Origin of the sequence: Rhizobium sp. L51/94 (genome assembly GCF_019355555.1) — a bacterium.
In the GTDB taxonomy this organism is placed as follows: Bacteria; Pseudomonadota; Alphaproteobacteria; order Rhizobiales; family Rhizobiaceae; genus Rhizobium; species Rhizobium rhododendri.
Map to the genome: position 1 here is coordinate 2374440 of NZ_CP072141.1, position 26775 is coordinate 2401214.

The 26775-nt window shown below is 59.7% G+C and carries 26 protein-coding genes and 1 tRNA gene; 6 read left to right on the plus strand and 21 right to left on the minus strand.

The window, feature by feature from the left end; translation table 11 throughout:
• Positions 1-14: 14 nt before the first annotated feature.
• The 15 genes from J5274_RS11720 to J5274_RS11790 all read right to left on the minus strand — a co-directional run bounded on the left by J5274_RS11720 (position 15) and on the right by J5274_RS11790 (position 16549).
• A complete protein-coding gene (locus tag J5274_RS11720) occupies positions 15-332 on the minus strand; it encodes a DUF1883 domain-containing protein (RefSeq protein ID WP_142823567.1) in 318 nt (105 codons plus the stop codon).
• A 93-nt stretch (positions 333-425) separates the two neighbouring features.
• A complete protein-coding gene (locus J5274_RS11725) occupies positions 426-716 on the minus strand; it encodes a hypothetical protein (RefSeq protein ID WP_111220708.1) in 291 nt (96 codons plus the stop codon).
• A 127-nt stretch (positions 717-843) separates the two neighbouring features.
• Complete coding sequence (gene dapA, locus J5274_RS11730; protein WP_142822298.1) at positions 844-1812, minus strand: 4-hydroxy-tetrahydrodipicolinate synthase; 969 nt, start codon at positions 1810-1812, stop codon at positions 844-846.
• 307 nt (positions 1813-2119) lie between these two features.
• Positions 2120-3136 (minus strand): ketopantoate reductase family protein, encoded by a 1017-nt coding sequence (locus J5274_RS11735; protein WP_142822299.1) that lies wholly within the window; start codon positions 3134-3136, stop codon positions 2120-2122.
• A gap of 109 nt (positions 3137-3245) precedes the next feature.
• Positions 3246-3440 carry a DUF3309 family protein gene (locus tag J5274_RS11740; RefSeq protein ID WP_224128466.1) on the minus strand — a complete coding sequence of 65 codons (195 nt, stop codon included), beginning with the start codon at positions 3438-3440 and terminating at the stop codon, positions 3246-3248.
• Positions 3441-3594: 154 nt separating this feature from the next.
• Entirely contained in the window at positions 3595-3840 is a 246-nt protein-coding gene (locus tag J5274_RS11745) for a DUF982 domain-containing protein (RefSeq protein WP_142822300.1), read from the minus strand.
• Between the two features lie 202 nt (positions 3841-4042).
• Complete coding sequence (locus J5274_RS11750) at positions 4043-5062, minus strand: DUF4105 domain-containing protein (RefSeq protein ID WP_224128468.1); 1020 nt, start codon at positions 5060-5062, stop codon at positions 4043-4045.
• Between the two features lie 153 nt (positions 5063-5215).
• Positions 5216-5848, minus strand: coding sequence for an alpha/beta family hydrolase (locus tag J5274_RS11755; RefSeq protein WP_142823569.1), 633 nt, complete (start codon positions 5846-5848; stop codon positions 5216-5218).
• 179 nt (positions 5849-6027) lie between these two features.
• Positions 6028-6534 (minus strand): DUF992 domain-containing protein, encoded by a 507-nt coding sequence (locus J5274_RS11760; protein WP_142822302.1) that lies wholly within the window; start codon positions 6532-6534, stop codon positions 6028-6030.
• Positions 6535-6691: 157 nt separating this feature from the next.
• The gene (locus J5274_RS11765; protein ID WP_142822303.1) at positions 6692-8194 is read right to left on the minus strand and encodes a hypothetical protein; all 1503 of its coding nucleotides are present in this window, start codon (positions 8192-8194) and stop codon (positions 6692-6694) included.
• A gap of 112 nt (positions 8195-8306) precedes the next feature.
• Positions 8307-9401, minus strand: a complete 1095-nt coding sequence (locus tag J5274_RS11770) for a protein kinase (RefSeq protein WP_161990920.1) — start codon at positions 9399-9401, stop codon at positions 8307-8309.
• A gap of 144 nt (positions 9402-9545) precedes the next feature.
• The gene (locus tag J5274_RS11775) at positions 9546-13313 is read right to left on the minus strand and encodes a vitamin B12-dependent ribonucleotide reductase (protein ID WP_142822305.1); all 3768 of its coding nucleotides are present in this window, start codon (positions 13311-13313) and stop codon (positions 9546-9548) included.
• Between the two features lie 841 nt (positions 13314-14154).
• A complete protein-coding gene (gpt, locus tag J5274_RS11780) occupies positions 14155-14652 on the minus strand; it encodes a xanthine phosphoribosyltransferase (RefSeq protein WP_142822306.1) in 498 nt (165 codons plus the stop codon).
• Between the two features lie 217 nt (positions 14653-14869).
• Positions 14870-15709, minus strand: coding sequence for a universal stress protein (locus J5274_RS11785; RefSeq protein ID WP_142822307.1), 840 nt, complete (start codon positions 15707-15709; stop codon positions 14870-14872).
• Positions 15710-15778: 69 nt separating this feature from the next.
• The gene (locus J5274_RS11790) at positions 15779-16549 is read right to left on the minus strand and encodes a competence/damage-inducible protein A (protein WP_142822308.1); all 771 of its coding nucleotides are present in this window, start codon (positions 16547-16549) and stop codon (positions 15779-15781) included.
• Between the two features lie 292 nt (positions 16550-16841).
• Here J5274_RS11790 and wrbA point away from each other — a divergent pair, with 292 nt between their 5' ends.
• Positions 16842-17438: an NAD(P)H:quinone oxidoreductase type IV gene (gene wrbA / locus J5274_RS11795; RefSeq protein ID WP_111220820.1), complete on the plus strand. Its 597-nt coding sequence runs from the start codon at positions 16842-16844 to the stop codon at positions 17436-17438.
• Between the two features lie 80 nt (positions 17439-17518).
• On the opposite strand, the gene J5274_RS11800 is transcribed toward wrbA, so the two are convergent.
• Positions 17519-17603 (minus strand) — tRNA-Leu (locus J5274_RS11800).
• Between the two features lie 104 nt (positions 17604-17707).
• On the minus strand, positions 17708-18073 hold the full coding sequence (locus tag J5274_RS11805; RefSeq protein WP_224128470.1) for a VanZ family protein: 366 nt from the start codon (positions 18071-18073) through the stop codon (positions 17708-17710).
• Positions 18074-18430: 357 nt separating this feature from the next.
• On the opposite strand from J5274_RS11805, the gene ilvA reads away from it, so the two are divergent.
• From ilvA to J5274_RS11820, 3 genes are all read left to right on the plus strand, one after another.
• Positions 18431-19681 (plus strand): threonine ammonia-lyase IlvA, encoded by a 1251-nt coding sequence (gene ilvA / locus J5274_RS11810; RefSeq protein ID WP_142822447.1) that lies wholly within the window; start codon positions 18431-18433, stop codon positions 19679-19681.
• Between the two features lie 41 nt (positions 19682-19722).
• Positions 19723-20055, plus strand: coding sequence for an HlyU family transcriptional regulator (locus J5274_RS11815; protein ID WP_142822448.1), 333 nt, complete (start codon positions 19723-19725; stop codon positions 20053-20055).
• A gap of 319 nt (positions 20056-20374) precedes the next feature.
• Positions 20375-21643 carry a diguanylate cyclase gene (locus tag J5274_RS11820; RefSeq protein ID WP_142822449.1) on the plus strand — a complete coding sequence of 423 codons (1269 nt, stop codon included), beginning with the start codon at positions 20375-20377 and terminating at the stop codon, positions 21641-21643.
• A 64-nt stretch (positions 21644-21707) separates the two neighbouring features.
• Here the strand turns inward: J5274_RS11820 and J5274_RS11825 are convergent, their stop codons facing one another.
• The 3 genes from J5274_RS11825 to J5274_RS11835 all read right to left on the minus strand — a co-directional run bounded on the left by J5274_RS11825 (position 21708) and on the right by J5274_RS11835 (position 24700).
• On the minus strand, positions 21708-23693 hold the full coding sequence (locus tag J5274_RS11825) for a bifunctional 2',3'-cyclic-nucleotide 2'-phosphodiesterase/3'-nucleotidase (protein WP_142822451.1): 1986 nt from the start codon (positions 23691-23693) through the stop codon (positions 21708-21710).
• 112 nt (positions 23694-23805) lie between these two features.
• Entirely contained in the window at positions 23806-24150 is a 345-nt protein-coding gene (locus J5274_RS11830) for a PilZ domain-containing protein (RefSeq protein ID WP_224128472.1), read from the minus strand.
• An 88-nt stretch (positions 24151-24238) separates the two neighbouring features.
• A complete protein-coding gene (locus tag J5274_RS11835; RefSeq protein ID WP_142822454.1) occupies positions 24239-24700 on the minus strand; it encodes an Lrp/AsnC family transcriptional regulator in 462 nt (153 codons plus the stop codon).
• A 151-nt stretch (positions 24701-24851) separates the two neighbouring features.
• Between J5274_RS11835 and ald the strand changes: the two genes are divergently transcribed.
• Complete coding sequence (ald, locus tag J5274_RS11840) at positions 24852-25970, plus strand: alanine dehydrogenase (RefSeq protein WP_142822456.1); 1119 nt, start codon at positions 24852-24854, stop codon at positions 25968-25970.
• Between the two features lie 15 nt (positions 25971-25985).
• Here the strand turns inward: ald and J5274_RS11845 are convergent, their stop codons facing one another.
• The gene (locus J5274_RS11845; protein ID WP_142828865.1) at positions 25986-26495 is read right to left on the minus strand and encodes a DUF1203 domain-containing protein; all 510 of its coding nucleotides are present in this window, start codon (positions 26493-26495) and stop codon (positions 25986-25988) included.
• Positions 26496-26609: 114 nt separating this feature from the next.
• On the opposite strand from J5274_RS11845, the gene J5274_RS11850 reads away from it, so the two are divergent.
• Entirely contained in the window at positions 26610-26774 is a 165-nt protein-coding gene (locus J5274_RS11850; protein WP_202617105.1) for a hypothetical protein, read from the plus strand.
• The last annotated feature ends 1 nt before the right edge of the window (position 26775 follow it).

Sequence of the window (26775 nt, forward strand, 5' to 3'; positions counted from 1 at the left end):
CCGGGCGCCGTCGGCTACCCCGCTGCAGCCCTCTGAATGCGCGGCGCCAACGCCTTCTCGATGAGCTTGACGCTCGATTCGGCGAGGCCCTTGTGGCCTTCCATATCGACCACCAGATGCCAGTGGCCGGTCTCGGGAACGGTGAGGCGGATCGGTGACTTCTTGGCGACGCCACCGACGAACTGATGCTTGAGCGTCTCCTTGAAACGCTGGAAATTTCCACCTGTCATCAGCCTGACATTGGCGACGGCAGAGAGGGTGATTTCAATCGTCGTCTCTGCGCGCTGGTCGCCCAGATCGTAATGGGTGTAACGGAAGGCTGGCTTTGGCATCTCGGTCATCTCATGTCGCGTCCGACACCAAAATATCCACCAGGTGGTTAAGGAAGAATGGAGTCGGACGCGTTTCGAACCTATCAACGCAACTTAATGGCTAGTGAAGGACTTGATTTCCAACCCGTCGAAACCGAGCACGATATTTTCGGGCAACTGGCAGACTTCGGCAGGATTGCGGTCACATTCCTCGCGGGCAAAGTGAAGCGCTGCAGTCTCGTTGGCGAAGAGACCGCCGATACGTCCGAGGCGGTCCTGCACGATCCAGCCGCCGTGACCGTCGCGCCCGACCAGGAAGCGGGCAGCGGACGAAGCGGCAAGCGAGCCGGTCGAGCGACGTTGGAGCGGTTCGGCTTCGTCGCGTTGGGTATTGGAGCGGGGCATTGACATTCCTTTCAGGCATTTTTGTCTGGCATCGGCCGGTATTCTACCGGCGCTGCGCCACGGTTATGAATGTATGCCGGCAGGCATAGGGTTTCCATTTCGGGCGACAGCCCGGAATATTAAAATCTCATATCCTCATAGACCTGCCCTGGAGGTCGTGGACAACAGTGCAGGGCTTGTGCTCGAGGCCATGGAGCAGGGTCAGCGCGTCGCGGATAGCAGTCTCCGTCTCTGGCTCGACCGAGACCAGCGGCAAGCGTACCGCCGTGCTGACAGGCCTGCCGTCCAGATGCATCGCCTGTTTAAGGGTCGCGGGGATACTCTCGGCAGCAAGGGCCTGCCACAGCGGAAGCAAGCGCTGCTGCAGGCTGAGAGCGGCCGCGAGGTTACCGGCGGCGGCTTGGTGCTGGACAGCCGCGCTCATCTGCGGCGCGACGTTGGCAGCGTCAGAAAAGCAACCGGCACCGCCTGTCATCGCAAACCCGAGGGCTACGGCGTCATTGCTGGTATAGAGACCGACACGTCGCGGCAGCAACTCCGTCCACGCGCCGAGGCGGCCGATGTCTCCTCCACCGTCGCAGATGCCGATGACACTGCCGATTTCGCCAAGCCTTTCGATCGTAACCGACGTGAGGTCGATCCCTGCATGGGCTGGCCTGTTATCGATGATCAAAGGCAGATCGGTGGCGTCGGCAATGCTTTCGAAATGGGCAAGGATGCCCCGCTGCGTGGGCTTGGAATAATAGGGGACGGTTATCAGCGCCGCAGACGCACCGGCGTTGCGGGCCTGCCGGGTCGCTGCGATCGTCTTGGCGGTACAATTGCTGCCCGTCGTTGCAATGACCGGCACTTTGGCCGCTGCCGTCTCCACGCAGATAGCAATAACGGTCTGCCGTTCGTGATCCGACAGCACGGGACCTTCTCCGGCGAGGCCACAGACAGCAAGACCGTCGATGCCGCTGGCGATCTGCCAGGACACATGGTCCATCAACGCGTTGCTGTCGATGGCATCATCGCGAAAAGGGGTGATGAGCGATGTGATCGCGCCACCGATGCTCCGCTTGCGGGCGGCGCTGTCGAGATAAATCGTTCTCATGGGAATGACGCTCACAGATAGGAAAACAGGATGGCGATCTCGACGCTGCCGAGCACGATGCCGAAGACAAGCATGATCATTGCCGTACGGCGCGCCCGCAGGCGACGGCGGTTGGTCTGGCTCATGAGCAGGCAAGCCGATCTGGTTCGGCAGGGTCAGGCCGCTTGGGCCAGGTGGCGTGGGGCATGGTTCACCTCTGCAATCGATGCAGCGATGGTAATGCCGGGCTCCGTAGGAAAGCCATACGAGCCCGAGCGGCCGAGAATAAAGACTTCATAAAAATAGAGGCCGCGCGTGGCGACCGGGGTCAGCCTGAAGAGCGGCGATTTTCTCGGTCGAGCTGCGTGACGAGAGCGAGGATCGCCTCGGATGTCGGCGTCGGCACGCCTGAAAGGCGACCGCACGATACGACCATGCCGACGAGCGGCGTGATCTCCAGGGGCTTGCCGGCCAGCAGGTCCTGCAGCATGGATGTGCGGACATCGCCGATCTTCTTCGACTGCTCGAGCCGTTGCTCGACCGACATCGTGAAACTCGCGCCGAGCGCTTCGCCCACCGCCTTGACCTCCGTCATCACCTGCGAAACCATGTTGGCGAGCGCCGGGTCGGCCATGATGTCCGACATCCTCGCCCTCGTCAGTGCGCTGATCGGGTTGAAGGCCGCATTGCCCATCAGCTTGCTCCAGATCTCGTTGCGGATCAGGGGCGTCGTGCTGACATTGAGGCCGCCGGATGTCAGGAGGTGGGTAATCGCCTCGAGGTCGGCGGTGTTTTCGCCTGAGGGTTCGCCAAGCACGAAGCGACCGTCGTTGCTCAGATGGATTTCTCCGGGCGACGTGACTTCGGCGCCCTGGTAGGCAACGCAGCCAATCACCCGGTCGGGGCCAATCGAGCGCCACAGCGCGCCGCCGATGTCCAGTTCCTCGAACTGCGTCTCTGCATGCTTGCTCTGGGTGTCCCGATGAAAATACCACCAGGGTATGCCGTTCAGCACCATGACGACGCGGGTGGTGGCATGCATGAGGGAGCTGATACCTGCCGCTGCCGCGCCAAGCTGATGGCCTTTCAGGCCAGTGATGACAAGGTCCTGCGGCGCTAAAGTGCTGGCATCGTCCGTAGCATTCACCTGGACCGTCAGCGGTTCCGTTGCGCCGGCCGTCCAGAGCTTGAGCCCGTGTTGCCGGATGGCATCGAGATGAGCGCCGCGCGCTACGACGGAAACTGCGACATCCGCCAAGGCTCCGCTGGCCAGTCGCGTCGCGATGGCGCCTCCCAGCGCGCCGGCGCCATAAATGCAAACTGTCTTGATCGATGACGAGGGCATAGCAATCTCCGCGATCTCAGATGGACGTTTCGTATTGACAGCGCTCGCCGTGGCACCGATGCGCCAGACCCCGGACCTTTCGGCAAGGAGCCTGGCGCAACAATCAGGTTTAGACTGCGCCGCCGTGCAGGCCGCCAAGCAGCCACAAGACGATCAGGACGAGCAACACCAGGCCCAGCACGCCGCCGAGGCCACGTCCGCCGTAACGACCATGGGCATAATAACCGCCACCGCCACCCAACAACAAAACCAGAATTACGATGATCAGGATCGTTCCCACGGTGATCACTCCCTTGCTTAGCATCCCGACAAATCACACTAAAGCCAATGCTTTGAGAGGTCCGGTATGATCGGCCATATAGAACTGCAAAGCCGTTAGTCCATGGAGCCCTGCGACAATTCGACAATCTTGACATGCCGGCTTGGCCAGAGGCGAACGTTGCTGTTTCACGGTTTGTCTACGGCTGGATGGCGATGCCGGCCTCGATAGCGGCGGCGATAAATGCCTTGCGGGCGTCCTCGTCGGTGCGTTTGCCTTGGCGCACTTCGGCGCAGATCAGTAGCGCCCGATCGAGCGCCGGACCGTCCTCCTGTGGCCAATCCTCGATCATTGCCCAGGATGCTGCCTGTGTCGTGGCGATAGTCACAAAGGTTTCCGGACCTTCGAGCGCAAGGGTAACCGGCTGTTTCCAGGGGGTGTCCATATTGCCGACCTTTTCATGATAGTTGCCGAAGGATCCCTCATAGGCGGGTTTGGGAACCTGTGCGAGCGCCTGATGGCAAATCTGAAGAATACAGCAGGCGCCGATGGTTAGCCGACTTTGCGGATTCAGACTGAGAGGTACGTGATTCAGGACTTGAAGGCGCTCACGAGGCCTGCGGTGTGCCACCAGGGACAATCCAGTCTCACGGGGTCTGGTCGGGCGGCAACGGCGCAGGCACGCCCTCCCGGATGTGGGCGGAGAACGCGGGCGACAGCCCGTCGGCCTTGGCCTTGTCGTCGATATGCGACAGTCGCTTCAGTTCTTCGAGCGGCAAACGCGTATCGAGAGCCTTCTGGTCGTAGGCATAATCCGGGACATAACCGTTGACGATGAGCCGCCAGTCGAAGGGCAGGGCGTCGCCCACAGCCCGCACCATCTGGATAACTGCCGTGGTGCAGTTGGTCGTCAGCGAGTTGTAGAATTTCGGCTTTTCGGCAAGCGCGTTGGCGTCGGCCACATAGGCCAGCAGCAGTGCCCGTGCTCCGGCCGGGGAGATATTCATCCGATAGAGCTGCACGTCCTCGCCGCGCACGTTCGAGCGCACGCCGACCACGTCGCGCTCGTCGGCGGCGATGATCACAAGTGGATTGCTCTTGAACAGGTCGGCGATCGGAGAGAAAGCTCCGCCCTTTCGGCGCCTGACCTCGATCGACCAAGCCAGTTGCCGCCCGTCGGCAAACCCGAAGCTGACGATCATGTGGGCCATCAGCGGCCCCGACCAGTAGGACATGAACAGGTCGACCGTCCTGACCGTGCCGAGATCGTAGCTTCTGCTCTCCCAGTGCGGGGTGAAATCTGTGTCGCTCCGCCAGTCGAACGCCCGCACATCGCTGAGCGTAAGCTGGTTACCCTCGATCCTGCCCGTAACCTGACGCGCCACATCGGGCGCCCAGTCTGCGGTGGACGGGGGCGTGATCGTTGTCCAGCAGGCAATAACAAGCACGGAGGCGACCGCGAATGCCGAAAGACATGAGGCTCGTCTGCGGCCGAACAGGCCAACGACCGTAGCAAGCCCGCCCAAGGCAAAGATACCGGCACAGACGGCGCGCCATACCTCTGGCAAGGGTAGACGATACCAGAGGGCCAGCGACGCCCATGCTGCGACGGCGACGACGAGCAGGATAAGCCCGAACAAAAGCAGGGCGCGGCCGATAGTCTTCAACGGTTTATTCCTCGCTACCGATGGGGTTTTTGCTGAGGAAAGTGGCGCCGATGTGGAGTTCGGCAACAGGGTGCGCAGGAAGATATCGCCACCGGCCATATTAATCCGGCCACTTGGTTCCGACAGGGCGAATTCGACGGGCGCCGGAGGTCGCTATTGCAAGCTTGCTGCGGATTGCGCCCATTGCATCGCAGCCTTGGCCATCGTCGCCAGATGTTCTGCAGCGGAATGGCCGGAAATCGTCTTGCGCGGTTTCAGGTCGTGATCGCCGTCTTCGAGCCAGAGCAACTCGATGCTGTCCGACAGGTCATAGTGCAAAACCTCGTTGCGGCTGCCCAGAAGATCGCGCGTCCCCTGGCAGATCAACGTCGGCGTCCGCAACTGCCGCAGATGAGCAGTCCGCAGGTTGTCCGGCTTGCCCGGCGGGTGGAAGGGGTAGCCGAGGCAGAGGAGGCCGATGATCGCCTTGTCGTCATGGAGTTCGTCGGCGATCATACTGGCGACCCGTCCACCCATCGATTTCCCGCCGATGATCAGCGGACCCTGAGCCCCGAGTGCCGTCGCCGCCGCGCGATATTCCTGCATCAGCATCTCTGCCTTCGGCGGTGGCCTGCGCACGCCTGACATCCGTCGGGCTGCCATGTAGGCGAATTCGAAGCGGGCGACCCTGAAGCCGGCTGTAGCCAACGCATCTGATGCCGCCGACATCGAGCCCGAATCCATCGGTCCGCCGGCACCGTGGGCGAGAAGTATGGTGTAGGGGGCGTCGGAGGCGCCGGATAGCATGAAGTCCGGGATGAGAACTGACGTCACGGTGCACCTCGGCTGATTAGGGGGACGATACGCCTTACGGTAGGCAGGGGTTTCGTGTCCACTACCAAGAAAAAGGCCCCCGCTCGAAAAGCGAAGGCCTTCGTGAACCAGCCGCTAGAAGCCGTGCATCGGCTCCGGACAGCGCGTTGATATTACTTGGCGAGACGGAGTTTGAGCTGGGCGACGCCGGCTGCAACATTCAGGCCGGTACTGGTTTCGCCACTAAGCGGCTGCAGGCCGAAGTTCTTGGAAGAGCCGCCTACCAGCGCGTTCGCGCCGAGGCCGATGCCGACCGAGGCGCCTGCGGAAGCGCCGACATAGTTGCCGGCCAGTGCGCCTTCACCGGTGCGGGTCGGGTTGACGTTGTAGACGAGCCAGCTCAGGTACGCCTTGCCGGTAACGCCAATATCGATGCCGAGCTTGCCGATCGAGCCGACATAGTGTTCGGCCTTGCCATTGCGCTGCTTGAATTCACAGCTGACAGCCTTGCTCGATCCGAGAATCATGCCGACGCCACCGGCGACCGTGCAGGAAAGCGTGCCAAGCCGCTCCTTCGGCTGGGTGGCGACAACGCCGGTGCCCTTGTGCCTTGGCGCAGCATCCGCAACGGAGGCGAATGCAACGGCGGCAGTGGCGGCGATGATGACAAGATTTTTCATGCGTAGGTCCTCAGTGATTGATGCCCCAAGAACGCAGCAGATCGAAGAAGGTTCAATCGTTTGCGTGGTCAGAGGCTGGCGTCTCTGGTCTAGCCGGCCAGCTCACCCGTCACGAACTGCGCCCGCCCCATGCCGAACGACCAGTCTTCATCGCTGTTTAATTCGCATCGCCAATAAAATCGTCCCACTTAAGTGATTGGACGGAAGCAAGAGCCAGTGTTTTCAGATTCGCGATCTTAACACTCATTGCTATCTGCTCCCGCATAACGCCAATATCTTTGGGCACAGTCAGCCCTCGCTGTGTTGCTTGTTTGATAGTGTCGTCTATTTTTGACAACAGAGAAGCTCCTTGCTCACTGTCCAATCTCGCAATTTCTCTGGTAAAATAGCAAACAGCGCGAAACGCTAGACTGTGGTTTTTTGCGTCGATTGCATTATCAATTGCTGCCAAATATCTTTCAACTCCGGATGAGTGGTGTCCTTCACGGAAATCTATGAGGCCGTCGGTGGCTAATAGGATGATCTCGTCTTCGCTATCGCCTTGCGCTGCATGTGCCCTGCTAATGAGTTGACGTGCATCATCGAACTTGCCCTGCAGTGCTTTAACTGCAGCTTGGTTATTGAGGAGGGTCTTATTTTTGGGGTTTGCAAGTAGTCCGTAGGCACCGATCATTGCGGCCCCTTCCAGCGCTTCCATGGAAACGCAACCGATGAACGTAGCTAAGATCGCTGGACGTACGCTAAACGGCTCGACTTTCCGCCAAGCTGAACACTCAAATATTGCATTTTCCCAGTCTGAGTTCTCGTATGCCATGTAGGCCGACGCCTCATGAGAAAGTGAGACATCTACGGTAACTTCTGCATTTTTGAAATCGGTCTTGTGCCGAGCTACCCATCCAATTTGCGCGATAGCGTTTTCGGTAGGGCTTAGAGAACCTTGCCGAAGCATGCGAATAGCTTGTTTTCGGGATCCGGCGTCGTATTCCATGCTTCCCATCTGGACAGCTAGCTCGGACAAATCCCTCGATGAGAAATTTGCATCTCCAAGGATAAATTTTGCCTTGCGCCAACCTGTTGGATCGCATCCAAATGCAGCCTGAACGGCGAAGAGCGCTGACCGAAGCCACGGATCAGAGAGCGTTAAGGGTGACTTCATAAGAATATTTTGAGCCTCGTCAGGCTTACCCATATGCATAAAGAAGCGAGTAGACGCACGAAGTACGTAGCGATCATCCGGACGAAGTATTAATGCCTTTTTAAGCAAAGATCGAGCAGGGGAAACCTGCCCTATGCTTGCATACAACAGCGCAGATTCAGCTAATCGTAACGCATCACGTGGATTTAATTCAAGTAGTCGTTTTCGCGTAGCTATTTCTACTCTAATCTGAGCCTCTTCAAATGGAAGATTCTTATCATCTCCGGTGCCCCGAGCCAGTACGCGACGCACGAAACTCAGTCTAGCGTCATCATAAAAATCTTGCTCGATCAACGACACCGCCGCGCGCTCGGCTCTAGGATCGTCAAGACGATCGGAAAGTAACGCGAGGCCAATAAGCTCCTCTGCATCCTCTGGCGAGCTACTCGCAATCCATCTGTCAGCAGCCCTCATAAACTCAGCATCAAGGAAGTGTGTTGCATCCCTTACAAGGTTGCTACGCAATGTTGAGGACTCTCGTGTCGCTGATCCAAGTTCCCCGAGTAGACGAGATTGCTTGATGGAGAGCCAACGAGGTATAGTTTGCCGATCTGACTGGTCGTCATTATCGATCACTTTAACTGGCCATCCGTTGTGCCACATCGGCGCGCTTTGCAAGTCGGTCAAAGACAGCGACATAACGCTCAAGAGAAAAGCGATTGCTTGCCGCGACCCTATTCAGTGGATGGCCGCGGAAGACAGGATCGGGATTGCACAACTCAGATGCGGCCTTTGTAAGATCCTCAGCAACTGACGGATCAAGGGAGCTGTGCAGTTCAGCGAGAAGATCAGTGAAGTGATGCTGAATTATCGGAAGTGCGGATACATAGCTGCCCATCCAGGTCCCGCGAATAGTCTGCGGCTTCTCAGAAGGAGCCAACCGCGAGACGAGCTGCTGGGTGCAACCGAAGCCGGTCGCGAAGAAAAATATCATGCTACCCAGTAGGTAAAGATCGCATCCCAAGCGTCGCATGGCAAAATCTGGGTCGATCTGTGTGTAGAGGATTTCAGGAGGAGCGTAGCCAAAATCCCCCGAGAAAATAAGCTCATCGTATGGACCGGCCGTGCCATCGCAGATCGCGCGGCCTAGGTCTGCCACTCGGAAGTCTCGCTTATCGCCAAACGCCAGCACGTTAGATGGTTTCAAATCTTGATGCGCTATCCGCCGAGAGTGAAGTTGCTGGACGCCTACCGCAATTTGGTGCATCGCATGGAGCCACCAAGATAGGCGATGTGCGTCGTTCACTTTCTGGACCCGTCGTCTTACATCGCCGTTTGCCAGTTCGAAAATCAGGTAAGGCGCGGTGTCTTGCAAGTTGGTGCCAATTGAAACCTGCCCGCTTTCGAGCGCGACCACGACGCGGTCCATCCTTTCACCCTCGCAGATTTTTAAAATCCGCGCTTCGAAACTATGGGCAGACGTTATTTGCCGGAGTTCCTCTAAAACGTCTACCGATCGCATAGCGGAGGTAAGGTCTATGGCCTTCAAGAAAGCGCGCCGCCCATCTTTCTCAACAATGTAAGGTACAGAGAAATTGCCGCCGGTGCCATTATATGCATCGCTACCAAGACCAGTTAAAGGATCCCATCCGACCGTTTCTACAACCTTCCATCCATTAGGTAACTGCACGCCTAGGAGTTTCCACGCACCTGCAAGGTGTTCAATTGTCATCTGTAACTCCACCGTTTCCCACGCTCGCAGCGGTTCTAGCCAACCCGAAATCCTCATTAACGCCGGACGTTTTAGCTCGCAGTTTCCGGGCTGTACGACATAATCACTGACAGCCTAGGAAACGATGCCCAGCCACTCCTCCAATCAAGAGCAACCGCTAGTCGCGCCGCAGGTGTCGCACTTCTCGCAGGTGCCATTGCGGACCATGGTGAAGTTCTGGCATTCGCCGCACATGCTACCGGTGTAGCCCTGCATGATCGAGCGGGTGCGGCGTTCGGCTTCCAGCTTCTTGGCATCGGCCTTCGCCGTTGCCGCTGCATCGGCTGCTTCGTCCGAGAACAAGGCAGTGTTTTCTTCCGCCATTTCTTCAGCCAGCTCCTTGGCGCGTTCGTCGTATTCGCGCTTGAAGGAGACGACTTCTGATGTCGAGATCGCGGCGATCGTTTCGAGCTTGCGCACCGCGCTGCCTGAGAACGCCGTGATCGTGGCGCCGCCGGACGATGCCTTGGCAGGGGCGGCGGTGGCAGCCCCCTTCGGCTCGTTGGTCTTGCCGACCAGCGTCGGCTTGTAACCACGCGTCAAACCCTTCGAGACGACATCCGCCTTGCCTTCCGACACACCGCGACCGAGCGAGGTGTTGTTGAAGTCCGAAGTGTCGACATGGGCGAGGTCATGACGGCCGAGATAGGAGACGGCGAGTTCGCGGAACACATAGTCGAGGATCGACGTGGCGTTCTTGATGGCGTCGTTGCCCTGGACGATGCCGGCCGGCTCGAACTTGGTGAAGGTGAAGGCGTCGACATATTCCTCGAGCGGCACGCCGTATTGCAGGCCGAGCGACACCGAGATGGCGAAGTTGTTGATCAGCGCGCGCAGGGCCGAGCCTTCCTTGTTCATGTCGAGGAAGATTTCGCCAAGGCGGCCGTCGTCGTATTCGCCGGTGCGCAGGAACAGCGTATGACCGCCGATCTTGGCCTTCTGTGTGTAGCCCTTGCGGCGGCCGGGCAGCTTTTCCTGCTCGCGGCTGACGCGCTCGATCACCCGTTCGATGATCTTCTCGGTGATGGTGACGGCCTGTGCCGCTGCCGGCTGCTGCAGCAATTCCTCCAGCGCATCCTCGTTGTCGTCGTCGTCGATCAGCGATGCATTCAGCGGCTGCGAAAGCTTGGAGCCGTCGCGATAGAGCGCGTTGGCCTTCAGGCCGAGCTTCCAGGACAGCATGTAGGCGTTCTTGCAATCCTCGACGGTCGCGTCGTTGGCCATGTTGATGGTCTTCGAGATGGCGCCCGAGATGAAGGGTTGTGCGGCCGCCATCATCCGGATGTGGCTGTCGACCGACAGGTAGCGCTTGCCGATCTTGCCGCAGGCATTGGCGCAATCGAACACGGCCAGGTGCTCGTCCTTGAGGAACGGCGCGCCTTCCAGCGTCATCGCCCCGCAGATGTGGATGTTGGCAGCCTCGATCTCCTTCTTGGAGTAGCCGAGGTGGTCGAGCAGATTGAAGCCCATGTCGGCCATCTGCGCGTCGGTGACGCCCAGCGTGTCGCGCATGAAGTCGGCACCCAGCGTCCACTGGTTAAACACGAACTTGATGTCGAACGCAGATTTCAGCGCGCCGTTGACGGCTTCGATCTTGTCGTCGGTAAAGCCCTTGGCGCGCAAGCTACCGGGGTTGACGGCCGGTGCCTGGTTCAGGTTGCCATGGCCGACGGCATAGGCTTCCATCTCGGCCAGCTGGCTCTCGGAATAGCCGAGCGCCCGCAGCGCTTCCGGTACGGCGCGGTTGATGATTTTGAAGTAGCCGCCACCGGCGAGCTTCTTGAATTTCACCAGTGCAAAGTCCGGCTCGATGCCGGTCGTGTCGCAATCCATGACCAGACCGATGGTGCCTGTCGGTGCGATGACGGTCGCCTGGGCATTGCGGTAACCGTGCTGTTCGCCGAGCGCCAGCGCCTTGTCCCAGGCAGCCTTGGCATGGACGACCAGATCCTGATCAGGGTTTTCGGAGTGGATGAGGGCGACCGGGTTGATCGACAGGCCTTCATAGCCCGTTGTCTCGCCATAGGCAGCGCGGCGATGGTTGCGGATGACGCGCAGCATCGATTCGCGGTTCGGCTTGAACATCGGGAACGGCCCGAGCTCGGAAGCCATTTCCGCCGAGGTGGCATAGGAGACGCCGGTCATGATAGCCGTCAGCGAGCCGGCAATGGCACGCGCGTCGTCGCTGTCATAGGGAATGCCCGACGACATCAGCAGGCCGCCGATGTTGGCGTAGCCGAGGCCGATGGTGCGGTACTGGTAGGAGCGCTCGGCGATCTGGCGGGACGGGAACTGCGCCATCATGACCGAGATTTCGAGCACGACGGTCCACAGGCGGACGGCATGTTCGTAATCGGCGATGTCGATGCGCTTGGTGGTGGCGTCCTTGAACTGCAGCAGGTTCAGCGAGGCGAGGTTGCAGGCGGTGTCGTCGAGGAACATGTATTCCGAGCACGGATTGGAGGCGCGGATCGGGCCTTCAGCCGGCGAGGTGTGCCAGTCGTTCATTGTCGTGTTGAAATGCAGGCCCGGATCGGCAGACGCCCATGCGGCGTAGGAAATCGTTTCCCACAGGTCGCGGGCCTTCAGCGTCTTCATCACGCGGCCGTCCTTGCGGGCGGTCAGGTTCCAGTCGCCATCCTGTTCGACGGCGCGCAGGAAGTCGTCCTTGATGGAAACCGAGTTGTTGGAATTCTGGCCGGAAACCGTGAGATAGGCTTCAGAATCCCAGTCTGTGTCGTAGGTCTTGAACTTCAGGTCGGTATAGCCCTGGCGCGCAAACTGGATGACGCGCTGGACATAGTTTTCCGGCACCTGGTCCTGCTTGGCAGCGCGGATCTGGCGCTTCAACGCGACGTTCTTCATCGGGTCGAACGGGTCGTCCTTGCCGCCTTCGAGGCAGGCCTTCATGATCGCCGTCAGGTGCCGGGCAACGACCTTCGAGCCGGTGACGAGGGCAGCGACCTTCTGCTCTTCCTTGACCTTCCAGTTGATGTATTCCTCGATATCGGGATGGTCGATGTCGACCACCACCATCTTTGCCGCACGGCGCGTCGTGCCGCCAGACTTGATGGCGCCGGCAGCCCGGTCACCGATCTTGAGGAACGACATCAGGCCCGACGAACGTCCGCCGCCCGACAGTTTTTCGCCTTCGCCGCGCAGATAGGAGAAGTTGGAGCCGGTGCCGGAGCCGTACTTGAACAGACGGGCTTCGCGAACCCAGAGGTCCATGATGCCGCCTTCGTTGACGAGATCGTCCTCGACCGACTGGATGAAGCAGGCATGCGGCTGCGGATGCTCATAGGCCGACTTCGACTTGGTGAGCTTGGCGGTGAAGGGGTCGACGTAATAGTGACCCTGGCCGGGGCCATCAATGCCATAGGCCCAGTGCATGCCGGTGTTGAACCACTGTGGCGAATTCGGTGCGACGCGCTGAGTGGCGAGCATGTAGGCGAGCTCGTCGCGGAAGGCGAGTGCATCGTCTTCCGACGAGAAATAGCCGCCCTTCCAGCCCCAGTAAGTCCAGGTGCCGGCAAGGCGATCGAAGACCTGGCGGGCGTCGATTTCGGAACCGGTCTGTTCGTCCTTCGGCAGCGCCTTCAGGGCCGCCTCATCGGGAACAGAGCGCCAGAGAAAGGAAGGAACATCGTTTTCCTCGACCTTCTTCAGGCGAGTGGGCACGCCGGCCTTGCGGAAATACTTCTGTGCCAGGATATCGGCAGCGACCTGGCTGAACTGGGCAGGCACATCGATGTTCTCGAGGCGGAAGACGATCGACCCGTCCGGATTCTTGATTTCGCTGATTGCCTTGCGGAATTCGACCTCCGCGTAAGCACTCTGACCGGGCTTGGTGAAACGTCTTTCGATGCGCATCTGGGTCTACCTCTTTTGGGGTGCGCCCAACCTTGAACGGGGGCGCGAATATGGTCTTCCGGCATCGCGTTTCATCGCGCCGCCAGTGTTCATCCCGTCTCGTACAGGAGTCGTCATCCGGAGATGTGCTTCTGTATCTTGTGGAGATTGTGGCTGCAAACACTAAATATAGTATTAAACAGACAATTTATCCAGTCCCGTGTGTTGCACAGCAGCGCTTTTCGCAATCATCGGAACTGCCCTCGAGAAGACGCCTGTCATGGGCGTCCAGCGCGATTTGAAACTCGATTTTTGAAAAGGAACCGGCCTCGTTACAATATCCGGTCCGTCACCGCCGTAACGTGGTCTCATTAAGTTTGAAACGAGCCGGGTCGTCAAGGGCTGGTTTTTAATGTTCGGCTAACCACAATATCTTGTGGGTGAGCCTGTGGAAACTGGGGGAAACGAGAAAGCCCCGTAAAGTCAGACGCTTGCGCGGCGACCTTGCTATCCGGCTATCGATAAGCGGTTCCGCCGCCTGCCATATAGGCCGAAAAAACGACAAGATTTCCTTCGTTGCAGAAAGGTCACTCGGTAACGTGCCAAGGGCCAGAAGTGGCAGCGATTCGCGTCCCAAAATGCCAACAATTGCCGAGGCTTGAAGGTGTCGCCATCATCGGTCGCGTGAGCAAGGGAAGGCGACGGGGCGGCACAGGACATTCAGCCGCCGGGCAATCGTTCCGGCGGCTTGATTCGCGGGCGACGTCCGGGTTCGGGAACGTCGATAGCCGTTCACAGACTTGCGAGACGGCGACGCACGAGGCGCGACGTGGCCGGTTGCGCGGGAGCCGGCCTTGCGAGATCAGCCGCGCGTGCCCTTGGCGATCGGCTCCTGGTAGCTGAAACCCATGTCCCAGGGAAAATAGATCCAGGTATCCTGGCTGACCTCGGTGATGAAGGTGTCAATCACCGGAACGCCCTTGGGCTTGGCATAGACACATGCGAAATGCGCGTTCGGCAGCATGGCGCGGACCTCTGCGGCCGTTTTGCCGGTATCGGTCAGGTCATCGACGACAAGCACGCCTTCGCCGCCTTTTTCCAGCAGCGCCGGCGTGATGCCCTTCAGCACGGCCATTTCACCCTGGGTGACGTAATCGTGGTACGACGCGATGCAGACCGTCTCGATCAACCGGATGTTGAGTTCTCGTGAAATGATGGCCGCCGGCACGAGGCCGCCGCGCGTAATGCAGACGATGGCGTGGAACTCACGGTCGAGGCCGGCAAGCCGCCAGGCGAGCGCCCTTGCATCGCGGTGAAACTGGTCCCAGGAAACGGGAAAGGCTTTATCGGGGAGGGACATGGATCTTGGCTCCGGCAGGCACGGGGATGACGACGCGCCGGGGATCACCGACGACCGCAGGCAGAGTTTCCGTCACCGCCGGGCGAGGCCCGGTCCCGAAACGCAATTCGCGCAGCGAAAGCCACTGCGCGAAAAAGGTCCCGAAGGGGATTTCTGCTTTTGGTCGTCGTTATTAGCGGGATTTGCCGCCAAAACGCAAGAGCAGGCGGTATCGGCCTCAGCGCGACAGCAGGGTCAGCGCCGTCATCGATTTCAGCATGGTCTTGGTCGTCCCGCCGAACAGCATCTCCCACAGTCGCGATTGGGTATATGCGCCCATCACCAGCAGGTCGATGCTGTCATCCGCCAGCCGCTTCTCGATGATCTGCGACGCAGACTTGTCAGCGCTTTCCGTTGTCGTCAGCGTCGCCTTTATCCCCCGCCGCACAAGCGCTGCCGAAATATCGGCACCGGTTACAGGCGCGTTGTTGCGGTTGTCGGCCGGATCGATTGAGAGGATCTCGACAGAGTCCGCAGCTTCCAGGAAGGGCATCGCATCGAAGGTGGCGCGGGCTGCTTCCTTCGAGCCGTTCCAGGCGATCAGCACGCGCCTGATCGGGTTCGGAGCCTTGAGGATATAGGGTACCATCAGCACCGGGCGGCCGCTTTCGAACAGGAAGCTTTCCACGTCGACATGTCCGTCGGAAGGATGGGCCGGGTCCGGCTGGACCGCGATGATCAGGTCGGCGCTGCGGGCCGTTTCGATGATGGGCTGCGAATCATAGCCGGCCGAACTGGCAAAGCTGCGCCATTCGAACGACCCGCCGCTGGCCGTTGCCTTGGCATGAAACAGCTGCTCGATAGTCAATGCCTCGCTACGGGCCATGTCCTGCAGCGCCTGTACGGCGATCGGGTCCGGGATCTCCATCGGTGCCACCATCGGTACCGGCGAAACGATCTCGGCGTGAAGGCCGATGACATGGCTGTTGTTTCCAGCCGCCAGCGAGAACGCAATATCGGAGGCGATGCCGGCACTTTGCGGCACGTCCAGAATGGTGACGATGGTTCTAAAGGCCATGAGATCTCCTTGGGTCATGAATGGACGTCGCCGTCAGGTGGCGATTTAAGCCGCCGGACGAAGCGCGCCCTAAGCCTCTGCCGAATGGTTTTCCTCGACCTTTGCCTTGCGGATGGTCTCGATCATCTGTCGTACTTCCTCGGCAGCAGCCTGCATCGCCGCCTCGGTGCGCGCCCGCACGACGATCTCGGTCGAGAAACTCTGGCCGAGATAACGCGGATAGGAGCCAATGCTCGTTTCCGGATGAGCCTTCTGGATAGCGCCGAGCGGTGTGCCGATATCGCCCTCGCCGAACGGACAGGCAACCGCCGTCGACAGCATCGGCGTGCCCGTGCGCAGGGTCGGAATGACATTGTCCAGCATGGCCTGGAACACCTGCGGCACGCCGGCCATCACATGCACGTTGCCAATGGTAAAGCCGGGTGCGGTCGAGACCGGGTTGGCGATATGGGTTGCGCCGACGGGCATGCGCGCCATGCGCTGGCGGGCCTCGGTGAACGGCATGTCGCGGCGCTCGTACATGGCAGCCATCAGCTTCATGGCTTCGGCATCGTGCTCGCAGGGAACGCCAAAGGCCTTGGAAATAGCATCGGCGGTGATGTCGTCGTGGGTCGGGCCGATGCCGCCGGAGGTGAAAACGTAGTCGTAGGTGCCGCGCAGCGCATTCAATGCCGCAACGATCGCGTCTTCCTCGTCTGCGACGATGCGAACCTCCTTGAGGTCGATGCCCGAGAGCAGCAGGATGTCGGCGAGGTGGCCGATATTCTTGTCTTTTGTCCGGCCGGACAAAAGCTCGTCGCCGATGGCGAGCATCGCGGCGGTGATGATTTGGTCTGTCATAACAGTCTTTGCCTTCTCTCAACGGTTCCGGCGAAACTTACAGCAAAACGCGCCGTCGGGAAGACCCGGATTCAATCGCAAAAAATGAACGCAAAGGAAAATCGTTCAATATAAATGAACAGTCCGTATCTGGCACCCTATCTGGAACGGAGCCCGCCGTTGGGCTAACTGTCGATCATCAGCACAAGGATGCTGCGAGGCACGAAATATGCTGTTCGAATTCATCAAACGCATTCTCTCCGGTTCGCCGTCTGCGGCGCCGTCAACACTCCCAGCAAAGGAAGAGAAGAAAATGGCCAAGGTCCTGGTTCTATATCATTCCACATACGGTCACATCGAAGCGATGGCTTACGCCGTTGCCGAAGGCGCAAAGTCGGCCGGTGCCGAAGTTGTCGTCAAGCGCGTGCCGGAGCTGGTGTCAGACGAAGTCGCCAAGGCATCGCACTACAAGATGGACCAGGCAGCACCGATCGCCACTGCGGATGAACTTGCCGAATACGACGCTATCATCGTTGGCGCCGGCACCCGCTTCGGCACCGTCGCTTCGCAGATGCGCAACTTCTGGGATCAGACAGGCGGCCTGTGGTTTGGCGGCAAGCTGGTCGGCAAGGTCGGCTCGGCCTTCACATCGTCTGCCAGCCAGCACGGCGGACAGGAGTCCACCATTCTCGGCTTCCTGCCGACGTTCCTGCATCACGGCATGGCTGTCGTCGGCCTTCCCTACAGCTTCGCCGGCCAGCTCGGCACCGAAGAAGTCAAGGGCGGCTCGCCTTACGGCGCAACGACGATCACCAACGGCGACGGCTCGCGCATGCCGTCTGAAATCGAACTCGAAGGCGCAAGATTCCAGGGCGCCCACGTGGCAAAGATTGCTGCCAAGCTCGCCTAATTTTCACTCGTGAATGATTGGAAAGCGCGGCCGTAAGGTCGCGCTTTTCGCGTGAAATACAGATGCGTTGAAAGATCATATGGTGCGGACGACGGGGGTCGAACCCGTACAGCCAAGGCCGAGGGATTTTAAGTCCCTTGCGTCTACCAGTTTCGCCACGTCCGCCTGCCTTTCAAATCAACGAGTTTGACGATTCCGTCAACCCGGTGATCTCGGATATCGGTACGCAGGAGAAGCTACTGGCTCGCCTTCTCCTCCCGGACGCCTCCTCAGCCGGCGACCAGGAGGTCCGGAGTCCATCGCGCCCGGATGCGGTTGAAGGCGTAGCCCATCGCCACGCCGGCAATCGCTCCGCCGCCCTTGACGATGGCGTCGTGCAACCGCGCATGGCGGGTTGGCGAAAACTCCTGCAGGAACTCGAAGCCGAGTGCGCCTGCGACCAGAAGAACTCCGATCGATTTCCAGTGGCGTGGGTAGGCCAGCACGAAAACAAGACCGGCAAGCGCATAGGCGCCGGCTCGGTCGATATTGACCGTCGTCAGCGTATGCGGCCTGAGGTCAATCGGCGAAACAGTGGAGAAGAGAATAAAGGCGAGCACGAACCATGCCGCGCCCTTCAGGAGGATTCGTGTCATCATACCGTCATAATAGGCAGGCTCACGGCGGAATAAAGGCTTGGCATCCACACGCCAAAAGGGGCGGTCTAAAAAAGACGAAGCCCGCCAACCCGGATACACCAGGCGCGTAGCGGGCCTCTAACCATCATCATGATGGCTTGCCGTATAGAGTGCACCGCGCGAGTAGATGTCAATCCAAAGAAATGAGGGGTTGAGCCTTGTCGTCCGCGACGATTCTTTCGGAAGGGCAGTATAAGAGCGCCTCATCGCTGAAAAATCGGACATTGCCTGGCCTCGGACGAACAAAGAGACTTTATCTCGACAGCCGGCCTGTGTCATAGCCAGACGCTTGAAACAACGAAGGACGTTCAGACTTTGAACACACGGGATGTCGACAGCGCGCAGGAAGCCATGCGGGAGATTTTCCCCGCGACGCCGCTGCAATTCAACGAGCATCTCTCCGCCCGCTACGGTGCCGATATCTGGCTGAAGCGCGAAGACCTGACGCCGGTGCGCTCCTACAAGATCCGGGGTGCCTTCAACTTCTTCCGAAAGCAGATGGCAGCCGGCGGTACCGGGAAAGTCTTCGTCTGCGCCTCGGCCGGCAATCATGCGCAAGGGTTCGCCTTCGTGTGCCGCCACTTCGGCGTGCCCGGTGTGGTTTTCATGCCGGTGACGACGCCGCAGCAGAAGATCGAGAAGACCCGCATATTCGGCGGCGAATTCATCACCATCAAACTCTTCGGCGACTTTTTCGACCAGTGCTACCAGGCTGCGCGCGATTACGTTTCGGCCAATGACGGCTTCATGGTGCCGCCATTCGACCATGCTGATATCATCGAAGGCCAGGCGACGGTGGCGGCCGAAATCGCGGCGCAATTGCCGGACGGCGTGCTGCCGGATCTGGTCGTCATGCCGGTCGGCGGCGGCGGACTGGCTGCCGGGATTACGGGCTATTTCAGCGATGTCCTGCCACCGTCGGCGTTCCGATTTGTCGAGCCGGCCGGCGCTCCCAGCCTTCGTCGCTCGATAGAGGCTGGAAGCCTGATGACATTGCCGAAGGTCGATAATTTCGTCGACGGGGCGGCGGTTGCCCGCATTGGCGATCTGAATTTTGAAGCATTGCGAGCTTTCCCCGCCGATCAGGTGATGCTGATGCCGGAGAACGCCATCTGCGTGACAATCATCGATATGCTGAATGTCGAAGGCGTCGTGCTCGAACCGGCGGGCGCGCTGGCAATCACCGCACTCGAGGCGATGGATCGCGACGCCATCCGTGGCAAGACCATCGTTGCCGTCGTGTCCGGTGGCAACTTCGATTTCGAGCGGCTGCCCGACGTCAAGGAGCGCGCCATGCGCCATGCGGGCCTGAAGAAATACTTTATTCTGCGGCTGGCCCAGCGGCCGGGCGCGCTGCGCGACTTTCTCAATCTGCTTGGCCCTGACGACGACATCGCCCGCTTCGAATACCTGAAGAAGAGCGCTCGCAATTTCGGCTCTATCCTGATCGGTATAGAGGTGAAGAATGCGGACAGTTTCGCGGTGCTACGGCAGAATTTCGAGAATGCCGGACTTGGCTACGAAGACATCACCGACAATGAGATCCTTGCAAACCTGATCATATGACTATCTGCGCTTTCAGGCTGCGGTCAACCAAGAGGCAAACAATGGCGTCCTTCTTCTCAACCATCCTGTCGATGTTCACCGGTGCCGGCGGGCCCAAGGCCGACGCCACAAAGGCGGGGGCGCCAGCCGCCTCGCAGACTTATCAGGACTGCCAGATTTTCGCAGTGCCCCAGCGGGAAGGTAGCCAGTTTCGTCTGGCCGGTCGTATCGAAAAGCAGGTGAACGGCGAAATCCTGGTGCGCAACTTCATCCGCGCAGACGTCTTCAGTTCCGTCGATGACGCGGTCGAGACCACCTTCCGCAAGGCACAGCAGATCATCGACCAGCATGGCCCGTCGCTGTTTGCCGATGGCGAACCTAGCCGCCAGGTCTGAGTCGATCCGCGATTTCACCAGTGGCGGATGAGGGACTTGCTCGCCCGTCATCTGCTAAAACAATATTTTACGTTATTAACAAAAGTTCGCAGGAGCGGGCGGGGATCGGCTCCGTCCACAGCATTTCTGCCAGTTTTGCACTTAAGCGCCGCTTTTCGCTACTCTCTCTTCTTGCGTAGCCCCGTTCAGCGTTAACATCGTTGCGTCAAAATACCGGATTCGACTGCAATAGACTTGGCGGAACCTCAGCAGTCCTATATTTCAAACTTAAACGGTCGTTGTGCAAAAGCACGTTTAAGAGGCGAAAGCGGACAATGCGATGAGGGAGCTTAACCTGGCTTTGTTCGTGCTCGAGGCCGTCGCCTATTTTGCGATCATGGTGACGCTCCTGCATTTGCGGCACCGCATCGGGCTCGGCGTCTTCTTGACGGCACTCGGCGTCATGCACTTCATGGAAACCTACCTGGCAGCCGTCTTCTATGTCGAACTGCCTTTCGGCGTTGTCTCTCCCGGCTCCTCGGTGTTTTTCGCCGGCAAGCTTATGATGATCCTGATGCTTTATATGCAGGAGGATGCGGCGATCGTTCGCCAGCCGATCTACGGGCTCTTCCTCGGCAATTTGCTCACGGTGACGATTGCCTGGGCGGTGCAATTTCAGATTCCCGCCGTACTATCGCCGGGCCGCGGCACGGATTTCGCTTTTCTTCGGGAGATGGGCTGGCTGATGATCTGGGGCACGGCGCTGCTCTACATCGACGCCATCGGCATCATCCTGCTCTATGAGAAGCTCGGCCGTTTCATACAGCGCTGGGTCGTGCTGCGCTTCATGATCGCGGGCTTCGTGCTGCTGACGTTCGACCAGATCGGCTTCTTTGCGGCCCTGCATTATTTTGCCGGCGTGCCGATGACTGCCTTCTGGAGCGGCTGGATCGGAAAGCTTCTCGCGGTCCTGATCTATTCGGGGCTTTTCGCGCTTTATCAGCGCGGCATACGACGACATCTGGCGACCACCGCGCATCGCTCGGTACTCGACGTGTTCCACGACCTGACGTTTCGCGAGCGCTACGACGATCTCGTCTCTCGCAGCGGCCGCGATCTGCTGACGGGTACGTTCGATCGCAACCGCATGGAGGTCGAGGGGCCGCAGATACTGCGCGACAGCCAGAAACGTAACGAAACCATGACGCTGCTGCTGATAGACGCCGACGAATTCAAGGCGGTCAACGACCAGTTCGGACATCTCGAAGGCGATGGCGTTCTGAAGGCGGTCGCCGCAGCAATCTCGAACGCGTTGCGCCCGACCGACCGGCTGTTCCGGTTCGGCGGCGAGGAATTCGTGGTGCTCTGCACGAGGACCAACCACGCCGAGGCACTGCTTCTGGCCGAGCATCTGCGATGGCAGGTGGCGGAAACCATCCGCAACCCAGGGGGCAAGCCCATCACCATCAGCATCGGCGTTGCAACGTCCGGGGATGATGCCGCAAGCTTCAACGGTCTGCTGGCAATCGCCGACGACCGGCTTTACATGGCCAAGAACGACGGCCGCAATCGGGTCGTCGGCCGCGCCGGCTGGAAGCCGCTGGGCTGACGCCGGCGTTGCGCTGGGTGTTCCGACGGGCACCATCGGTGCCCGTCGAAAAAGCTGGCCGCGATCAGAGAACCAACCGGAACGTATGGAAACCGTCGGCGCCGTCGCCGACATCTTCGACGTGGACGCTTTTGAGGTCGGCGATATAGGTCTTCGCCTTCGGCGCGCTGTCGAACACGACGGTGGTGCCCGGCATCGGCTTGAAGGTCCAGTTGCCATCGGCGCTCGGGTTGATGGTGCCCTGATCGTGGATATAGCGGACGATGACGTCGCGATTTGTATCAGGAGCCTGATAGACCACCTTGTCCGTGGCGATATCCGGAAACTTGCCGCCGCCGCCAGCCCTATAGTTGTTGGTGACCACCAGGAATTTCATCGCAGGATCAATCGGTTTTCCGTCGAACTGAAGGTTTTGGATGCGATTGGAATCGGCATTCACCAGCTTGCCGTCGTCATCGAACCGACGCTTCTGCGAAAGGTCGATCTGATAGGTGACGCCGTCTATGACGTCGAAATTGAAAGACGGGAAGGACTGGTTCAGCAGCGGTGCATCTTTTGCCCCGGGTGTGATCTGGTTGAACATCGATGCCGACATCTCGAGCCAGTTCTTGACCTGCGCTCCGTTGATGACCACGGCCTGCACTGTGTTCGGATAGAGGTAGAGGTCGGCGACGTTCTTGATGGCGATGGGGCCTGCGGCGACGTCGGTGTAGTAGTCCGGGCCGTTGCGGCCACCGCATTTGAACGGCGCTGCGGCAGATAGAACAGGCAGATCCTTGTACTGCGTCTCCTTCAGCATGTCCTTGATGTACCAGCTTTGCGCCTTGGAGACGATCTGGACCGAGGGGTCGTCGGCCACCAGCGCGAAATAGGAATAGAGCGGTGCTGCCGTCTTGCCGACCGGCGTGCGGACATAGGCGAGGGTTGCCTCGTGCTCGGCTTTCGCTGCCTCGACCACTTCCTTCTTGTCGCCGACATCGGCGATAACCTTCTTCTTTTCGTCGCGGTGATAGATCGGCCGGGCTTCGCATGTGAAGTCGACGATCTTCCAGTCCTTGCCGTCCTTTTCCAGCAACAGGTCGATAAGGCCGAGGTGGGAACCCCAGAAGCCCCCCATGACTGCAGGCTTGCCTTGCAGCGTGCCCTTGACGGGGTCGGCGCCCTTGATCCCATCCCACGTTTTCGGGCCGGGGAAGACCAGATGCTGGTGCCCCGTGAAAACCGCATCTATGCCTTCGACTGCCGCAACGTAGAGCGACGCATTTTCCATCCGGTCGGTTGGTGCAGCGCCATCGATGCCGGAATGCGACAGGGCGATGATGATATCGGCGCCCTGTTCCTTCATGACGGGTACCCATGCCTTGGCGGCCTCGACGATATCGCGGGTCTGCGCCTTGCCCTCGAGGTTCTTGATATCCCAGAGCATGATCTGTGGCGGCACGAAGCCGATGAAGCCGATCTTGATCGGCGTCTCCTCGCCGGCGCCATCCTTGATGGTCTTGTCGAGGATCAGATAGGGCTTGAAGAACAGGTCGTCCTTCTTCGGGTCGCTGGCCAGCTGCCCCTTGGTGAGGTTGGCGCAGACGAACGGGAAGTTGGCGCCGCCCAGAACCTTGAACATGAAGTCGAGGCCGTAATTGAATTCGTGGTTGCCGAGCGTGCCGACATCGTAATTGAGCGTGTTCATCGCCTTGATGACGGGGTGGACGTCGCCGTCCTTCATGCCGTGCTGATAGGCCATGTAGTCGCCCATCGGATTGCCCTGCAGAACGTCGCCATTGTCCACGAGAATCGAATTGGTCGCCTCGGCGCGGATGGAATCGATGATCGTTGCCGTCCGCGTCAGCCCCATCGTCTCGTTCGGCTTGTCGGCGTAGTAGTCATAGGGGAAGACGTTGACGTGGATATCCGTGGTTTCCATCAGCCGCAGATGGGCCTGATTGCCGGCTGCGCGCGCCGAAAAGGGGTGCAGCATCACAAGTGCTGCAGACGCACCGAGACCGCCCAGCAACGAGCGGCGGGACATGGAAAAATCGAAACTCGCAGGCATGGCTTTCTCCTCAGGATTCATCGACGTCCCCCGACGCCGGGCGAGACTAGGATGATTTATCGAGGAGTGCACCCGTTAAGTGACAGGTAGATGGCACCGGTCCGGCAAGCGATCAGCGTTTCAGAACCGGCGTGATATCCTTGTGGAAAAATCGGAAATAGGAGCTGACTTGCGCCGCCGCATTGGAACTGCGGTTGAATTCGACGCCAATGCGGCCATTGCGCATCCAGCGGACCGTCCCCTCGATGGTGCCGATTTCTTCGCAGTCGATGCGGACCTTGCTGCCGGCCGCGCCAAGGAAGGCGCCGCCCAGATCGAGCGCCAGGCCCGTGGGCGAAAGATCGACGATGCGGCCCTCGGTTTCACGGTTGAGATATCTGACGCTGCCGACCAGGCGCGCATGGCGTCGAACCTGGCTGCGCACCTTCGTACCGAGCATGTTAGGTTCGTTCTGCATTGTCATTCCTGCCTCCAGTTAAGGATTAGCCGACAGACGTTGATAATGAGTCTATGCCAAGCTTAAGTTTCGAAACGCCGTACGCCGGTCAGAGACCGACATTAGGCCTGTCGATCACCTCCCGCAGCGCGAAGCTCGAGTTGATCTTGACCACATGCGGCAAGGCGGACAGCCAGTCGCGGTGGATGCGCTCGTAATCTTCCAGATCGCGTGCGGCGACCCGCAGGATGTAGTCGTACTCGCCCGACATCAGATAGCAAACGAGCACGTTGGGACAAAGTTTCACCGCAGTTTCGAACTCCGTCAGCGTTTTGGCGAACTGGCCGGACAGCGATATATGAACAACCGCGATCATCCGGTAGTCCAGCGCCTTGTGCGAAAGGCGCGTGTGGTAGCCGCCGATGGTGCCATTCTTTTCGAGGATATCGACGCGGCGAGAGCAGGCGGATGGCGAAAGCCCCGCCTTGACGGCAAGCTCGGCGTTGGTGATCCGGGCATTCTGCTGTAGAGCTCGCAAAATGGCACGATCGATGGCATCCAGCTCAGACATTCGAATTTCCTTCGATATTTGACAGTAAAACGCAATTATCGACGAAAAGTGGCCGTTCTGTAAACCGTCTTTGCAAGGACATTGCGTCGCCGAAATGGTTCACTTGCGCATCACGATCCGCAGAGGCGGACGGCTATCGAGAGGAACGCACATGCGCATCGGCTGCCCGAAGGAAATCAAGAACCATGAATACCGCGTAGGCCTGACGCCTGCTGCCGTGCGTGACTACGTCGCCCACGGCCACCAGGTCTGGATCGAGACCAAGGCCGGGGCGGGCATCGGTGCCGACGACCACGCCTATGCGGCGGCCGGCGCCAAGATCGTCGGTACGGCCAAGGAAATTTTCGAGGGCTGCGACATGATCGTCAAGGTCAAGGAGCCGCAGCCGCAGGAATGGGCGCAGCTGCGCGAAGGCCAGATCCTCTATACCTATCTCCATCTTGCCCCGGATCCGGAGCAGACAAAGGGCCTGCTGGCCTCCGGCGTCACCGCCATAGCCTATGAGACCGTGACTGACGACCGTGGTGGCCTGCCATTGCTGGCGCCGATGTCGGAAGTCGCCGGACGCCTGTCGATCCAGGCTGGAGCGACGGCATTGCAGAAGGCCAATGGCGGTCTCGGCGTCCTCCTCGGCGGCGTCCCGGGCGTGCTGCCGGGCAAGGTCACCGTCATCGGCGGCGGTGTGGTCGGGCTGCACGCTGCACGCATGGCTGTAGGCCTCGGTGCTGACGTCACCATCCTCGATCGCTCCCTGCCGCGCCTGCGCCAGCTTGACGACCTCTTTGCCGGCCGGGTGCACACCCGCTATTCCAGCATTCAGGCGCTCGAAGACGAAGTCTTCTCGGCCGACCTGGTCATCGGCGCCGTTCTGATCCCCGGTGCTGCTGCGCCAAAGCTTGTGACGCGGGAGATGCTGACCGGCATGAAGAAGGGTGCCGTCATCGTCGATGTCGCCATCGACCAGGGCGGTTGCTTCGAAACCTCCCATGCAACGACGCATTCCGATCCGACCTATGTCGTCGAAGGCGTCGTGCATTATTGCGTCGCCAACATGCCGGGTGCCGTGCCCGTGACCTCCGCCCATGCGCTGAACAACGCCACGCTCCACCATGGCCTGGCGCTTGCCGATCGCGGCCTTCGCGCCATCGCCGAAGACCGCCATCTGCGCAACGGTCTCAACGTCCACAAGGGCCGCATCGTCAATGCAGCGGTTGCCGAAGCACTCGGCTATGAAGCCGTTGCGCCGGAAAGCATCCTGAACGTTGCCTGACCGCAAGGCCAACTGTTAGATGAAGGCGCCGGGCTCCCCGTGGACCGGCGCCTTTTGCTTGTCTATGCGGCACTGGTAGCAGTTGTTGCGCGCCGATCGAACGTGGACATAAGCTATTTCCGGCCGCGCCAGCAGCGTTTCGGCATAGGCGGGAATGTCGTCGGTGGTCGTGACGGCGCCCGTGCCGTAGACGATGCGATTGCTGTCGCTGTATCCCCGCACGATGAAGTCGCGGGTGCCGGACAGAACGGGCGGCAGGACCTCCTCTGCCGCATAGCGCTGGCAAGGCACCTTGTGCAGAAAGACCGGGCCGGTTTCGGCGTACGGCTGCAGCTCCGGAAAGGGCCGATAGGCAAAGACCAGAAACGCGTCCCCGGCATCGATATTGCGGAGGCAATGCCGGCAGGGATTGCCCGGACCGTCGGAGATCGTGGTTTCCGGCAGCCTCCCGTAGGCATCGGCGGCTCCGCTCCAGAGAGCTTCGGCATCGGCATAGGGCATGGCGGCGAAACGAATGTTGGACATGACAAATCTCCCTTTGAGGTCGTCATGACATGCGGCTCCGATCAGGGCGAAACCACCCGTTTCTTGCCGTTCGTTTTCAAAGCGCTATTTTGCGACAAAAAAGGGAGCTTCAGCATGCCGAACATCGATCTCGACTATCTTGCCAAGCAGAATGACAAGATACTGGAAGAACTCAGCGCGTTGCGGCGAGAGGTTGCCGATCTCAGGGCGACTGCCGGACAATCGCTCGAAATAGACCGGCGCACAGATCCGCGCCGGCCAAGCGGCCTGTCACGCTAGC